This is a genomic window from Fodinicurvata sp. EGI_FJ10296 (assembly GCF_040712075.1).
Lineage (GTDB): Bacteria > Pseudomonadota > Alphaproteobacteria > DSM-16000 > Inquilinaceae > JBFCVL01.
In genome coordinates this window covers 1-14,468 of sequence record NZ_JBFCVL010000016.1, presented here as the reverse complement: position 1 = coordinate 14,468, position 14,468 = coordinate 1, and the positions used below count along the sequence as shown (strand labels likewise).

Genomic DNA, 14,468 nt, shown 5'->3' with positions numbered 1-14,468 from the left:
GAGCGCCTTCAGACGCTTCGCCTCCGATACCGTCATGCCGCCAAACTTGGCTTTCCAGTTGTAGAAAGTGGCTTCCGACATGCCGTGCTTGCGGCACAGCTCAGCGCACTTCGCGCCAGCCTCATGCTCGGCAAGGATGCTGATGATCTGCTCGTCCGTGAATCGCGTCCGCTTCATTGTCCGTCCCTTCCTTGGGGCGGACTCTAATCCCAGATGGAGGAAAAATCCCGTGGCAGGTCACCTGCTCGAAAAAGCGTTATCGCGCGATCAGGTTGCTTCCGCATCCTATGTCGAAGGCACGACAGGGCGCGAGGCCAGGGATCTGATCCGCGAGTTGCGCGATGCATTCAAGGCGGCTGGGTTCACCGATGCCGAGAGCAAAGCCCTGATCATCAACGAGCGCGGTAGGGGCTATCGGCTCGGCGTCGTCGCTGCCGATATCGTAGTCGATGGCTAAACCGCCACCGATCCACCAGCCATGTATGCAATTGCAACATACCGGGAGAAAGATTTGCTGCGGACGCCGCTACCTTCATCTGCTGTGGGGACATCGTGACAACTTTGGTTCCGCGGGTCATCTTTGCGATCCGCTCGAATGGTGCGAGGCCAATCGTGCGGAGCACAGCATTCGGCAACTTGGCAAGCGAGAGAAGGTCAACCTCGGTCGTTGTGCGCCTTTCGAATCTTCAAGCCATCGAAAACCGAAGTTCCTTGCATGCGCCCTCATCGGTCGGATGATGCAACAGAAACCTGGTTCCGTCCGCTATCTTTCGAGGCGTAAAGCGCTTCATCTGCGCGCTTGATCAAAGCCGTTGCATCGGTCTCGTCGAGGCGCGCTGCAACGCCGAAACTCGCTGTTACTTTCAGGTCATCATCAAACTCAAGGCCCTCGATGAGGGCGCGCAAGTTCTCAGCCAATGCCTTCGCGCCACCAAGAATCGTTTGCGGAAGAAGGACGGCAAATTCTTCACCACCCCACCGCCCGAAGTAGTCGACGGTCCGCATGCGCGAAAGGACAGCCTGGGCGATGCGACGAAGGACTTCGTCCCCCATGTTATGGCCATATTTATCGTTGACCGCCTTGAAGTTATCAATGTCGAACATGACTATCGACAGGTGTCGATTATATCGGCGCGCTCCCTCCACTTCGATCGACAGCATGCGTTCCGTCTCCGCTCTGTTGAAAGCACCCGTGAGACCGTCAAACGACGCTTGGTGCTGAAGCATCTCCAACAACCGTTCGCGCTCTGTGATGTCGCGCTGCAAGGCCACGTAATGTGTGACCTGGTCATCTTCGTCCAGCACTGGCGCGATCGTCCATTCCATGATGAACGCTGAACCATCTTTCCGATAGTTCTTTGATTTTCCCTCGAACGTTCGGCCGTGTTTAAGGTCGTCGCGCAGCCTCCGAATGACGGACCAGTCCGTTTCAGGACCCTGCATGATGCGCGGTGTCTTCCCGATGATCTCGTCCAGGCTGTATCCGGTCATCCGGCTGAAGGCAGGATTGACGTAAACGATCCGAGGGCCCGGAAGTTCAAGTTCGGCATCCGTGATCAACACCGCATCGTAGGCCGCCTCTACAGCCGCCTGGAAGATCCCGAGCCAGGATGAGCATTCAGGTGTTGTTTTCTGAGACATTACATTTGCCAACCGGGTTTTCCCACATTCATTTCCAAGTACCAGCCTGAGAGCTGCGTTGATACCGATCAAACGCAAATCTGCGCGTCTGACTCGTCCCAGCTTGTCTGAACGTCTGCCGCGTCGGCTCAGGTCACCTGGCGGGCGACGATCTTCATCGCAAGGTTTCCCGACAAAATACGGAGCCTTGTCGCCAAAGCAATGGTGGAGCCAAACACTATGCTGCCATCGCCGTCAATTGAGAGAAGTGCAAACCCACCAAACCCCCACCTTATTCCCACACCGTTCCCACCTGCGCAACGACCGAATCCGACACGACCGAATCCGGCACCTTGGGCTCATCAGAAACGATGACCGAGGCGCCCAGCGATGCAGATCGAACTTTCCCCCGACGACATTTGAGGTGGTGCCGGATTTTTGGACAGGGTGTTAAGCTCATCCCGACGACGTAAGGGACGGACGGGCATGAAGACGACGAGAAAGCGCTACAGCGCGGAATTCAAGGCGAAAGTGGCCATGGAGGCGATCCGGGGCGATCTGACCGTGGCGGAATTGGCGGCCAAGCACGGCATTCACCATACGATGATCGGGACATGGAAGCGTCAGGCGATGGAGGGCATGGCCCGCCTTTTTGAGGGCGGGGATCAATCGTCAAAGGCGGCCAGTGAGGCGGAGATCGAGAAACTGCATGCCAAGATTGGCCAACTTCTGGTGGAACGGGATTTTTTGGCGAAAGCCTTCGGTCGATGAGCGTGGCGCGGAGGCGATCAATGATTGAGACGTTGCACCCTCAGCTATCGATTGCGGCCCAATGCCGTCTGCTGTCGATCAGCCGATCATCCTGGTATTACACACCGGTCCCGGAAAGTGAGGACACGCTGGCACTGATGACGGTGATCGACGCAGTGTTCATGGATTGCCCCTGGTACGGCAGTCGGCAAATGACCCGGCATTTGTGAAGCGTCATGGACAGGCTGTCGGTCGTCACCGTGTTCGGCGTTTGATGGCCAAAATGGGGCTGACGGCGATTTACCAACGTCCCCGGACCAGCCACCCTCATCCGGAGCATCGAATTTACCCTTATCTTCTGCGGGAACTGGACATCGTGCGCCCCAATCAGGTGTGGTGTGCGGACGTGACATACATACCGATGCGCCGGGGCTTCCTCTACTTGGTTGCCGTCATGGATTGGGCGACTCGCCAGGTGCTGACTTGGCGGCTATCGAACACAATGGACGCCGGTTTTTGCGTCGATGCGCTGGAAGAGGCCATCGACCGGTACGGTCGGCCGGAGATCTTCAATACCGACCAAGGCAGTCAGTTCACCAGCAATGCTTTATGGATGGCCGGGGCCGATGGATGGACAACGTCTTCATCGAGCGCCTGTGGCGGTCGATCAAATACGAATGCGTCTATCTCCATGCTTTCGAAACGGGATCCGAATTGCGTGCTGGTCTGGATCAGTGGCTCTTCTATTACAATCACCAACGCCCTCACTCGGCCCTTGCCGGGAGAACCCCGGCCGAGGCATATGGGCATACCAGCGTTTCCGACCCTGGGGGGCATGCCCCGCAGGGTCGGATGACCAAAATGGCGGCATGACACCATACACGATGAGCTTAATTTAGCCGCCATGCTGTCCAACAAGGTGGGACCACCTCATCGCAACGACGACTGTAGTCAGCGGCTGGCGAAAATACCCGGCGTCGGCCCAATCGGCGCATCCATGCTGATGATGAAAACGCCAGACCCGCACATGTTCAAATCCGGGCGAGACTTTGCGGCCTGGATCGGTTTGACCCCCGGAAATCATTCAACGGCCGGCAAGGTCAGGCTCGGCGTCATCACACGAACTGGCGATGAACTATTGCGAAGTACCCTTGTGGTCAGAGCGACCGCCATCGTCCAGCATGCACGTCGGAGCGGGGGCAGGAATGCCTCACCTTGGCTGCTGGGTTTGCTTGAACGGAAAAAGCCGAATCTCGTCGCCTTGGCCTCGAACGACTTCGGCCGCATAACCACCCGATCAACTGCCAATTAGCACCTGTCGTTTGGGTTGTGGAGTAGCACGCGCGGCTATCATGAATAGCGTGGGTGCAGCGGGCCCAAATTCAAGAGCGCCGCTACGTTATAGAGAAAAACCGGGAATCAAATTCTACTGTTTTGTCGCGGCTTCTTCAGACAGACATTCATTCCTAAATGTCGGTGCCAAAGCGATGTACGATGAGATAGAAGTTCTCGGTTTTTATGATTCTATTAATATTTTTGCGCCTAGTTTTGAAATTATTGAGCCCCCTTCTATAGAAAATAGCTATTGTCAACCTATGGGAGAAGTGTCGATCATGGCTCTTCGTTTCAAGTCTGCGTTAAAATCGGCCATGGTCGACGCCATGCCGGTTAATGCCATGCTTTGTGATCCATCAGATTTCAAGATTACTTATGCGAATCCGGCAGCGCTCGCGACCCTCGACACCCGGGAGTCAGCGTTGCCGATCGCAGCCCGAGACATCGTTGGCGGGTTGATCAATATATTCCATCACGACCCAGGCGTTTTGCGTCAAGCCATCGCCGACCCGCACCGCTTGCCCTTTTCGACGCGCGCGACCATTGGTCGCGAAACTCTCGATATAGCGGTTACGGCGATTCATGGGCGCCGTAACCGTTATGTTGCCGCCTTGGTGACGTGGCAGCGGGTGACAGAGCAGGTCGACGCCAACGACCGGATGGACGCTCTGACCCGGATGATCGACCGGATGCCGCTCAATGTCATGATGTGCGACCCGGAAACGCTCAAGGTCACCTATGCCAACCAAACCAGCATTGAGACCTTGACCGGCTTGGAGAAACATCTGCCGATCAAAGCGCGGGACCTGGTGGGCACGTCGATCGACGTCTTTCATAAAAATCCCGATCACCAGCGAAGAATCCTCCGCGATCCAGCCAATCTGCCCTGGAACGCCAAAATCAAGCTGGGCGACGAAACGCTGGATCTTCGGGTGTCGGCCGTGACCAACGAGGCAGGCCGGTATCTCGGTCCCATGCTCAACTGGTCGGTGGCAACACAAAAAGCCCAACTGGCCGACAGCTTCGAACAGGATGTGCAAAGCATGGTCAAAACCGTCGCTGCGGCCGCGACAGAGATGGAAGGGACAGCCCAATCCTTGACAGCTACGGCTGACGGGACCAGCAACCAAGCCAATGCCGTGGCGGCGGCAGCGGAGGAACTCAATCGATCGATCGCGGCTTTCGGTGAGCAGATCGAAAGGTCCGGTTCGATTGCGCGCGAGGCGGTCGACCAGGCGGAAAAGTCCGATGCGATGATTGCCGGACTGACAGCCGCCGCCGACAAGATCGGCGATATCGTGAAGCTAATCGAAGACGTGGCCGACCGGACCAACCTGCTGGCGCTGAACGCCACCATCGAGGCCGCACGCGCCGGTGAGGCCGGGCGTGGTTTTGCCGTGGTGGCAAGTGAGGTCAAGCACCTTGCGGATCAGACAGCAAAGGCGACCAAGGAGATATCCGCCCAAGTGGGTGAAATGCAAACATCGACCCATCAAGCGGTCCAAGGGATCAAGACAATCGGGCGGACGATCAAGAAGATCGACGAAATCAACGTCGAGATCTCCGCGTCCGTAGATGAACAAAATACCGCTACGATGGAGGTTTCTTCGAATATCGCCGGTGTCACAACGGCAGCCAATGAAACCGGACAAGCGGCGGAGCAAATGCTATCGGCAACGGCCGATCTCAGTCGATCGCTGGTGAGTATCGAGGGTCAAGTGGACCGTTTCCTTCAGGAGGTGCGCGCGATGTAGCGATGCCACTTTTGATGGCGTCAGATTGGACACGAAAGCGCCGGCCGATGGTCCCTGGCCTGCGCCTTCATCACACACGACGCGTGACGGATATTGACTTAAGCTGGTATAGTTCTTGCTTATACGATGCGCAAAATTTATCGGAAATTGTTCGAAAGACCGGAATGGCAGAACTTGGTGAAATCCCAGACCTTGTGTTGATGATAGTTGAAGGCTTGGACAAAGCACTTATATGCAGGTCGATCGTCGTTCTATCCCATCCAAAAAACAAGATGGATCACTGGATCGGCGACCGTGATGTCGCTTTGCGCGTTTGCCAGCGCATCGATGCCGATTTTTTGATCCGGGATTCGAGAGGCACGATCGAAACGGTCGAGCCGATCGACGCTGCCATGGGTGATGTTCGCTACATCGCCGCCTATCCGGTCATCTCGCCGCTTGGACCAGAATCTTTCGTTGTCGCCGTTGCTGGGACCGACGGCATGCAGCGTGATAGTGCTTGGGCATTGCTTCGGGCGCTCGCCCTCGAAGTCACCAGCGAACTCATGATCCAAGTCAACGCGCCGTCGATCCACGCCGTTCTCGACGATGCACCGGTCGGTGTATCGATCGTCTCCATGATGGCGGCCGATGCACCGCTGATTTACGTCAATCGTGGCTTCGAACGAATGACCGGCTACAGCCGCGCCGAGGTCACGGGTCGCAACTGCCGCTTTCTGCAAGGCAACTTTGAGAACGAACCTCAACGCCGTGTCATCCGTGAGGCCCAGGCCGTCGGCCAAGCCTGCACGGTCGAATTACAGAACGTTCGCAAAGACGGCCGAGAATTTACAAATCTTCTAAAATTACGGCCCGTTTACAACGCGGGCGATGCCAAACCGAGCTTCTATATCGGCTTTCAAACGGACATCAGCGCCCAACGCCAAGCGGAGCGGGCCAGGGAAGCGATCATCGACGCGGCGCCGATCGCGATGCTGGTTGTCGACGTCAACGGCGTGATCCAACGGGTCAACGCGCAACTGGAAACGCTGTTCGGCTACGCAGGCGAGACACTAATTGGCCGTTCGGTTGAGATGCTGATACCGGCGAACCTGCATTCGCGGCATCAAGAGTTGCGTGAGGCTTTCCAGCGATCGCCCAGCAAACGGCAGATGGGGCCGGATCGCGCTGTTCGCGCATTACGCCATAACGGGACGGAGTTCCCGGTCGAAATCGGCCTGAGTTACTACACCGATGAGGACCAAGCCTACGTCATTGCCGCCATTAATGACATCTCGCAACGCAAGGCGTTGGAAGACAATTTGCGCGAGAAAAAGGAAGAAGCGGAGCTTGCAAACCAAGCACAGGCCGCGTTCTTCGCCAATGTTTCCCATGAACTCAGGACACCCCTGAACGCTATCATCGGGTTTTCAGACATCCTCAAAACCAACACCGCCATCGGGGAAAAAGAGCGCGAATACCTGAAGGATATCAATGAAAGCGCATGGCATCTGTTCGAAGTCATTGATCACATTTTGCATTCCGCCAAGCTCAGTGCCGGGAAATGGAAAATCAATCCACATCGTCTGAACGTCGCGCAAATCGTGCGTTACGCCATACGGCAAATTGAACTATACGCGCAGAAGAAGCGCCTCGCTCTCCAAGTAGCCATTCAGCCCGACATGCCCGATCTATGGGCGGACGAGCGCAGCCTGCGCCAAGTTTTGACCAATCTCATCACCAACGCCACGAAGTACACCCCGGCCGACGGCCGGATCGATGTCGCAGCACGGCTCGGGAGTAACGCCAAAATCTGCATCGAGATCGCAGACACCGGGCCCGGCATGGACCGCAACGAAAAACGCCGCGCGCTGGAGCCCTTCGGGTCAGCAGAAGACAGCTACACCCGGCGTGAAGGCGGCATTGGCCTGGGCCTTCCGATCGCCAATGCGCTCGTCCATTTGCATCAGGGTCGGCTGGAGATCGATACGGAAAAAGGCCGCGGCACGATAGTGCGCATCATCATGCCGGCGGATCGCACTTGCGCGAACCCCTCACCTAAAAATGCCCTAGGTTTCAAGGACATGCCCACGACCAATGCCGAGCGATGAGAAAGTGAGCCCGTGATGGTCGATCCAGCATGCCACATCGTTCAGCCTGAACTGCCTTCGGCAATCCCAATGTTGTTCAACACAGGAGCTAAGTAAGGATGATCAACACCCACGACCCAAGATTGCTTACAGGGGTCGCCGGTCTCGATCAGATCCTTCATGGGGGTTTGATACCGCGACGGGCCTACCTGGTTCGGGGCGGTCCAGGCTCTGGTAAGACCACGCTCGGCCTGCATTGCCTGCTTGCTGGTGATCCCTCAAAGAGCCTGTTGGTGACCCTGGGGGAGGCAGAGGACCAACTGCGCGACAACGCCAAACGCAGCGGACTTTCGCTTGACGGGGTTAGCGTCCTAGACCTGTCACCCGGCCAGGCCGACGGCACTGGCGGCGACACCTATAACCTGCTGGAAAGCTGGGACGTTGAAGGCAATACCAACCATGACAGGATTCTCGGCCATGTTCTCGAACATCGGCCACAGTGTGTTCTGATCGATTCGCTCAGCCAGATGCGCTACCTGTCGCCCGACACTTTTCAATTTCGAAAGCAGGTGCTGTCACTGTTGCGCACATTGACCGGGGAAGGGGCAACAGTGATCTTCACGTCGGAGGAAATCGGCGACGAAGACAACCAAGCCCTACCGTTCCTCAGCGACGGTGTGATCAGCCTGGAGTCCACGGATTATGGGCGGCTATGCCGGATCACCAAGTTTCGTGGCTCGGGCTTCGAGGCCGGCCTACACTTTTATCAGCTCGGCAAGGAAGGCATGACGCTTTTTCCGCGCCTGATGCCCAACAAATTCTTCCGAACTAACACGCATACCCAGATCAGCTCTGGCCTCCCCGAGCTCGACGCGCTCACCCATGGCGGTATCGAGCGCGGCACGGTGACCTTGCTGTCCGGGCCGACCGGCGTGGGCAAGACCACGCTTGGCGCACAGTTTCTGAGTCAGGCGACGGCCGACGGGGAGCGGGCGGTCATCTACAATTTCGATGAAAACGCTTCGACCTTTTTCACCCGCTGTCGGCAGATTGGTTTGCCGGTGGATGAAATGGTCGGCAAAGGCCAACTTCTCTTCGAAGCCGTCGAACCCTTGCTCTATCACCCCGATCAGTTTGCTATGAGGGTCCGCGAGGAAGTCGAGCAGGCGGGTGCGACCGTGGTGATGATCGACAGCCTTTCAGGGTACCAGCAATCAATGTCTGGTGAAAAACTGCAGGAGCGCGTACACGCCCTGTGCCGTTACTTAATAAACATGGGTGTGACTGTGGTTCTGGTCAACGAAATCTTCACGATTGCCGGAAGTCAGGCTCGCGTGACAGAATATGGCCTGAGCTATGTCGCCGATAACATCATCATGCTTCGCTACATCGAACTGGACGGCGAACTGCGCAAGACCATAGGCGTGCTAAAGAAGCGGGCAGGCAGCTTCGAGAAAGCTTTGCGCGAGTTCGACATCACGCCGGATGGGCTTCAGGTTGGCCGGCCACTGCAGGGCATGCGTGGTCTGCTGAGTGGCGTACCGGAAATGGTTCAACCCAATCAGCGCATTGATACGCCGTGACGGCCTGCGAACATAAAATCCAAGAAATGCCCGTTGTGACGATCGCCCTGGCGAACAGGGCCAATGCCGCGCTGCTCAAGCGGATGCTCGGACAGGACTTTCAAGTGCAGGACGTGCTCGCCGAGGAAAACGACGAGGCGGCCCTGAATGCCAACCTGATCATCGCAGACACGACATTACTGCAGCGTTATCGCGAACGGATACTACATCTGCGCCGGCAGGCCGCGCCGATGATTTTACCGGTACTGCTTGTCGCCGACAGCCGTACCCGGGTCCCTGCATACAGCTCCGCCGAGCTGGGTCACAGTGTCGACGACATCCTGCACATTCCTACGACCCAGGCGGAATTGAAGGCGCGGATCGCCAACCTGCTACATCTGCGGGTCCTGTCGCAGGAACAGGAAATGACTCGCCAGAAGCTCGTTGCCATCGTCAGCGCGCTGCGGACTTTGAACGCCTGCGACACGATTCTGGTCCGCTCTAGGAGCGAAGAGGAGATGCTGAGCTCGCTGTGTCGGACGATCGTCGATGAAGAGGACTACAACCTCGCATGGGTAGGCTTCGCCACCGACCAGGCTGGCAAGGCCATGGAGGTTCGGGCCAGTGCCGGTGCGGCCGGCCCCTTCCTGTCAGAGTTCACGATCGGCTGGGGCCAGAACCCCAAGGGGTCGGAGATGGTCGGTCAGTCACTGCACTCGGGCAAGGCGCGCGTGGTCAACGACATCGCCCATGAACCCAGCCTAGCTTCCCTAAAGGATCATGCGCGCGCTCACGGCTTGGCGTCGGCCATCACACTACCCTTGATCTTCGAGTCCGGGTCCCCGGGCTACCTGGCCATCACCTCGCCGAATCCGGATCATTTCGGTCATGAAGAGTGCCAATTGCTGCAACGGATCGGCGACAACCTGGTGTTTGGGCTGAACGCCTTACGCACCCTGCGGGAAAGCCAACACCAGTCGGCCGAAATCCATCACCTGGCCTTTACTGATGCGCTCACAGGCCTGCCCAATCGTCACCATCTCGTGCATTACCTGAACGGCATGCTGGATGCCGCGAAGCACACCGAAACCTCCGGAGCGGTGCTGTTCATCGATCTTGACCGCTTCAAGCTGATCAACGATGCCTTGGGCCACGAAGTAGGCGATCGTGTTCTCATTCAGGTCGGGCAGCGCCTGCAAGATACCGTACGCAATACTGACCAGGTGATCCGCCAGAGAGGAGACGAATTCCTTGTGCTGATGATCGATGACCCTCGTCAAGGCGGCGTTACGACACGAGAGCAGATTATCATCAACGCCTGTACTCTGGCTGATCGGATCATATCCAGCCTAGCGGAGCCTTTGGTGGAAGGCGGCTTCACGCACCATATCGGCGCCAGTATCGGGATCAGCCTGTATCCCGACCATGGGCGCACGGCCACCGTGCTGATCGAAAATGCCGATAAGGCGATGTTCGAGGCCAAGCGCCAGGGCAGCGGCTGCCGTCGGATGTTTTCAGAAGATCTCTCAGCCAACCGCCAGCAGCGTTTCACCATGGAATCGCGTCTGCGCGAGGCGCTGGAAAACAAAGAATTCGAACTTCATTACCAGCCGATCTTCGAACTCGACAGTTGCCGGATTGTCGCCGCCGAGGCGCTGGTTCGCTGGCCTCAGGCCAATGGTGATGTTCTGATGCCCGGAACTTTCATACCTGTGCTCGAAGAAACCGGCATGATCAGGCCCCTTGGCGACTGGGTGCTGGAGACTGCCGCAAGGCAGTTGAAAGCCTGGCATGCCCAGGGATACATGCTGGCTATGACGGTCAACGTCAGCCTCAACCAGTTCTACCCAGGTTGCATCGCCGAGAAATTTGTCTCCCTGGTGAAGCCTCATGTCGACCCCCGCTGGATACATCTGGAAGTCACTGAGAACGCCCTGATGATAGACCCGGAAGCCATCGAAATCCTGCTGGAAAAATTACACAGAAAGGGATTTCAGATTGCGATCGATGACTTCGGTACCGGCTATTCATCGCTAAGCCGACTGCAACACCTCTCCATCCAGACGCTGAAGATCGATCGCAGCTTCATCAACGAGTTGGGCCGGCCTAGCAGTAAGGGTGCGGCGCTGGTGTCCATCATCCAACAGATGGCCACCAGCCTGAACCTGCACACCATTGCCGAGGGCATTGAAACCGATGAGCAACGCCGGTTCCTGCTGGAAATGGCCGGTGCCAACTGCTGGGGTCAAGGCTTCTGGTTCAGCCGGGCGATTCTTGCCCATGAGTTCGAAGCACTACTCAAGGATCAGCGACAGACGTGAGATAACATCCGCCAGCCGTTGTCATGGCGGCCAGATACCTGGTCTTGCCCCCGACAGTCAGGCGGTTGCGGTTTGAGCTGCAATGAACTCGCGGGGTGAGCGCATCTTCAGCCCTGAGTGCGGGTGATTTTCGTTGTACTACTCGACAACAGAACGCCCACGGGACCGGTATTGAGCGCGAGCTACTTTACCCGTGGCATCCCTGGACTCGGCGGCACGTCTTTGTCCACGACGTGATCGACAAGAACGAGGCGGTGGTCTTCCGCTGCAGTCTTTCCAGACAGGGACCGGATCGCTGGCTGGAGGTTCCTCCATGGATGTTTGATCGGGTTCCCAGTACGGACTGGCGCATCGCGGATGCTCCGCAAGTCGATCTTGCCGCGCTTGGCACTCTGGCGACACTTCTCCTGAATTCAGGAATCCCATCGCTGCATTTCGGACAGGTTGATGTCGTGAAGGGAATTCAGGGCTGCTGCATTGGCCATGTCGGTCGCTCCTCTCTCACGGGGACGATCATCGCCAACGCCAAACGGAAACGACCCGTTCCGAGGCTGTCGACACTTTTGCGGCATCGTCGCCCCGTGCGCTCATCCCGTCGCGAGGTTGACCTCGGCATTGGATCGTCCGCCACGGGCGCGCCCGCAGTCGGACTTGCGCTCCAGCGCGTCAATCACGGTCGGAATGAAATCGATACCCGCGGCCCGCGACAGGGGCACAAGGCCGCCGGGGCTGAAGACGTTGATCTCGAGCAGTTTCTCGCCCGCGAAATCGACTGCCACGAAGAACAGCCCGTCCTGCATGATTCGGGGGGAATACGTTCGGCAAGCCGGTGGATCTCGGGCGTGAGTTCGTGGAGTTCCGCGACGGCTCCCTGCCTGATGTTGCCGCGTTTCTCTCCGGCTTTTGGGCGGCGGCGCATCACGGCGGCAGTGCCGCCAACTTGAAGGATCTCGCCGTTCATCAGGAACAGGCGCAGATTGCCGCTGACCGCCTCCTGAGCCAGGACGAAGCCCTCGCTCAGGATTGCCTCGATCATCTGCTTGATGTTCGGGTCGGCCTGCCCTTCTAGAAAGAACACGTTGCGCCCGCCGGATCCCGACAAGGGCTTGATGATGCACGGCGCGTCCCGCTCGCCGACAAAGGCGCGGATCTCGTCGATGTCCCGGCTGATGAGCGATACGGGACGAACTTCCGCCGGGTAGTGCTGGAGGCACAGCTTGTTGACGTTGCGCAGCAGGCCGTCCGGATCGTTCAGGACGATCACCTAGGGCAGTTCCAATGGCATGCCCGGCAGCGACAGCCGATCGGGTGGCCTCCATGCCGGCATTGACATGCCGATGAACGAGGCTTCTCGGTCGGCGCGGCGATCGGCTACGAGCAGGGGCGCGTTACCTCCAGCGGCATGCTGGGTGTCGACTCCGAAAGCTACAGCGGCGCCGTCTATGGCCGCTATCAATTCGCTGACCTGCGTCTGTCGGGCGCGTTCAGCTATTCCCGGATCCAGTACGACAGCGACCGGGGCGTGCCGGTGTTCGGCCAGCAGTCGGCCGAGTACAGTGCGGATGTGTGGAACGTCGATGCCCAGGCGGCTTATGATTTCCGGCCCGGCCCCGAGGGATTGACCGCCTCGCCGCTGGTCGGCGTCCGCTTCATCGGCATGCGTCAGGAAGGCTAAGAGGAAAGCGGCACTGCCGGTCTGTCGGTCGGTTCGCTGACCAGCGACAGCCTGCGCGCCAGGTTGGGCGCGGAAACGCGCTATGAAACGCCTGTCGATGACGGCATGACGGTCGCCCTGACCGCCCGTGCTGCCTGGAGCCGTGAGATCGGCTCGCCGGAAACCGCGCTGCGGGCCTCGCTGCTGGGCAGCGACAGCTTCGCCATTCAGGGCCAGGGGTTGCCGCGCGACATCGCCGAACTGGGCGTCACGCTGGATGTGGGCATCACCGACACCATCGACCTGTTCGCCGCCTATGACGGCAGCCTCGGCGGCAACTACAACCGAAAGTTGTGGCCAGGCGGGCTTGCGCTTCGTCTGGGACGATCGACAGGTCGGCAAGGCAGGTCTCTGCGATTAACCCGCCTCCGGCTTTCGCGGTCTCAAGGCCCACCATCCGGGGCTCCGTTGGGATTATTGGGAATGCCCACGGAGCCACCCGGTCGTGCAGGCGCAGTTGAGACGTGCCCCAATGGTCCGCGCCGCGTGGCAGTCGACATCTCCTCATCTGCCAGGCCACGCCGATACAGCCTGAAGCAGATGCCGTGTTCGGCCCTCATCGCCGTTGGTGTAATCATTTTCGACATTGCGGCTGAGGGGTGGTCAGATCACTGCGGATTTCGCTCTCGCCCGTTTTGACCGTGCACGGGCAGGGTCAGCGTCACAATCGTCCCAACGCTGGGGGCGCTGTCGATCGATAGTATCCCGCCGGTATAGCGCGCAAAGCCGTCGGCCAGACTGAGGCCGAGACCCACACCCTGTCCTATCGCGCGTGTGGTGAAGAACGGCTCTTTGGCGCGCCGGCGGGTGTCCTCATCCATGCCGGTGCCGTTGTCGGCTATCGTGATGACGATCATGGGGCCGTCGCGGCCATCGGTGCGCGCTGAAGAAAGCTGCAGCGTGCCGCTGTCGCCGACGGCGGCGCGAGCGTTGGCAGTCAGTTCCTCCAGCGTCTCTTCCAGGAGCGTCGCGTCGACTTCGACCGTTGCCGCATCGCCGGCGCCGGGATCGACGATCGCTCGAACGCCCGCCGGCAGAGACGCGTCAAGTGCCGCCTTGACCCGGGTGACGGCAGCATCTATGGGGACAGGGCGTATGTCGGCCAGTTGCTGCCCGGAATAGACCATCAACCGGCGGGTAATTGCTGCTGCCCGCTGGCTCGCCAGCCGGGTCATGTCGGCGTTGAGCCGGGCCGGATGATCGTCGGGAAGCTCGGCGGCGATCTGGTCGACATTGCCCTGAACCACCATCAGGATGTTGTTCAGGTTGTGCGCGAGGCCGGCGGTCAGGCTGTCGACGGCGTTCCGGCGTTCGGTTTCAGCGGCCAGCGTCTCAGCCCTGAT

9 protein-coding genes and 3 pseudogenes are annotated in these 14,468 nt (G+C 58.6%); 8 read left to right on the top strand and 4 right to left on the bottom strand.

Translation table 11 applies throughout. From position 1 onward, the window contains the following. Positions 1 to 177: transposase (locus ABZ728_RS21780; protein WP_366658545.1), on the bottom strand; the 177-nt coding region annotated here is incomplete at its 3' end. A gap of 52 nt (positions 178 to 229) precedes the next feature. Here ABZ728_RS21780 and ABZ728_RS21775 point away from each other — a divergent pair. Next, entirely contained in the window at positions 230 to 457 is a 228-nt protein-coding gene (locus tag ABZ728_RS21775; RefSeq protein WP_366658544.1) for a hypothetical protein, read from the top strand. Between the two features lie 266 nt (positions 458 to 723). Here the strand turns inward: ABZ728_RS21775 and ABZ728_RS21770 are convergent, their stop codons facing one another. Continuing rightward, entirely contained in the window at positions 724 to 1,641 is a 918-nt protein-coding gene (locus tag ABZ728_RS21770) for a diguanylate cyclase (RefSeq protein ID WP_366658543.1), read from the bottom strand. 465 nt (positions 1,642 to 2,106) lie between these two features. Between ABZ728_RS21770 and ABZ728_RS21765 the strand changes: the two are divergent. The 6 genes and pseudogenes from ABZ728_RS21765 to ABZ728_RS21740 all read left to right on the top strand — a co-directional run bounded on the left by ABZ728_RS21765 (position 2,107) and on the right by ABZ728_RS21740 (position 11,411). Beyond that, positions 2,107 to 3,243: pseudogene (locus tag ABZ728_RS21765) on the top strand (IS3 family transposase). Positions 3,244 to 3,301: 58 nt separating this feature from the next. Then, positions 3,302 to 3,637 (top strand): annotated as a pseudogene (locus ABZ728_RS21760) (transposase); the annotation flags it as partial. A 220-nt stretch (positions 3,638 to 3,857) separates the two neighbouring features. Then, positions 3,858 to 5,459 (top strand): methyl-accepting chemotaxis protein, encoded by a 1,602-nt coding sequence (locus ABZ728_RS21755; protein WP_366658542.1) that lies wholly within the window; start codon positions 3,858 to 3,860, stop codon positions 5,457 to 5,459. Positions 5,460 to 5,623: 164 nt separating this feature from the next. Further along, positions 5,624 to 7,549 carry a PAS domain S-box protein gene (locus ABZ728_RS21750; protein ID WP_366658541.1) on the top strand — a complete coding sequence of 642 codons (1,926 nt, stop codon included), beginning with the start codon at positions 5,624 to 5,626 and terminating at the stop codon, positions 7,547 to 7,549. A gap of 98 nt (positions 7,550 to 7,647) precedes the next feature. Next, positions 7,648 to 9,111 (top strand): ATPase domain-containing protein, encoded by a 1,464-nt coding sequence (locus ABZ728_RS21745; RefSeq protein ID WP_366658540.1) that lies wholly within the window; start codon positions 7,648 to 7,650, stop codon positions 9,109 to 9,111. A gap of 35 nt (positions 9,112 to 9,146) precedes the next feature. Further along, positions 9,147 to 11,411 carry an EAL domain-containing protein gene (locus ABZ728_RS21740; protein ID WP_366658539.1) on the top strand — a complete coding sequence of 755 codons (2,265 nt, stop codon included), beginning with the start codon at positions 9,147 to 9,149 and terminating at the stop codon, positions 11,409 to 11,411. A 670-nt stretch (positions 11,412 to 12,081) separates the two neighbouring features. Here ABZ728_RS21740 and ABZ728_RS21735 read toward each other — a convergent pair. Beyond that, a complete protein-coding gene (locus ABZ728_RS21735; protein ID WP_366658538.1) occupies positions 12,082 to 12,675 on the bottom strand; it encodes a hypothetical protein in 594 nt (197 codons plus the stop codon). A 93-nt stretch (positions 12,676 to 12,768) separates the two neighbouring features. On the opposite strand from ABZ728_RS21735, the pseudogene ABZ728_RS21730 reads away from it, so the two are divergent. Continuing rightward, positions 12,769 to 13,764, top strand: a pseudogene (locus ABZ728_RS21730) (autotransporter outer membrane beta-barrel domain-containing protein); the annotation flags it as partial. Here ABZ728_RS21730 and ABZ728_RS21725 read toward each other — a convergent pair. Then, positions 13,734 to 14,468: ATP-binding protein (locus ABZ728_RS21725; protein WP_366658537.1), on the bottom strand; the 735-nt coding region annotated here is incomplete at its 5' end. The pseudogene ABZ728_RS21730 and the gene ABZ728_RS21725 sit on opposite strands and share 31 nt — an antisense overlap.

Excerpts from the sequence above, each read along its gene's own strand:
- ABZ728_RS21745 (WP_366658540.1), top strand. The coding sequence starts at position 7,648 with ATGATCAACACCCACGACCCAAGATTGCTTACAGGGGTCGCCGGTCTC.
- ABZ728_RS21755 (WP_366658542.1), top strand. The coding sequence starts at position 3,858 with ATGTACGATGAGATAGAAGTTCTCGGTTTTTATGATTCTATTAATATT.
- ABZ728_RS21770 (WP_366658543.1), bottom strand. The coding sequence starts at position 1,641 with ATGTCTCAGAAAACAACACCTGAATGCTCATCCTGGCTCGGGATCTTC.
- ABZ728_RS21750 (WP_366658541.1), top strand. The coding sequence starts at position 5,624 with ATGGCAGAACTTGGTGAAATCCCAGACCTTGTGTTGATGATAGTTGAA.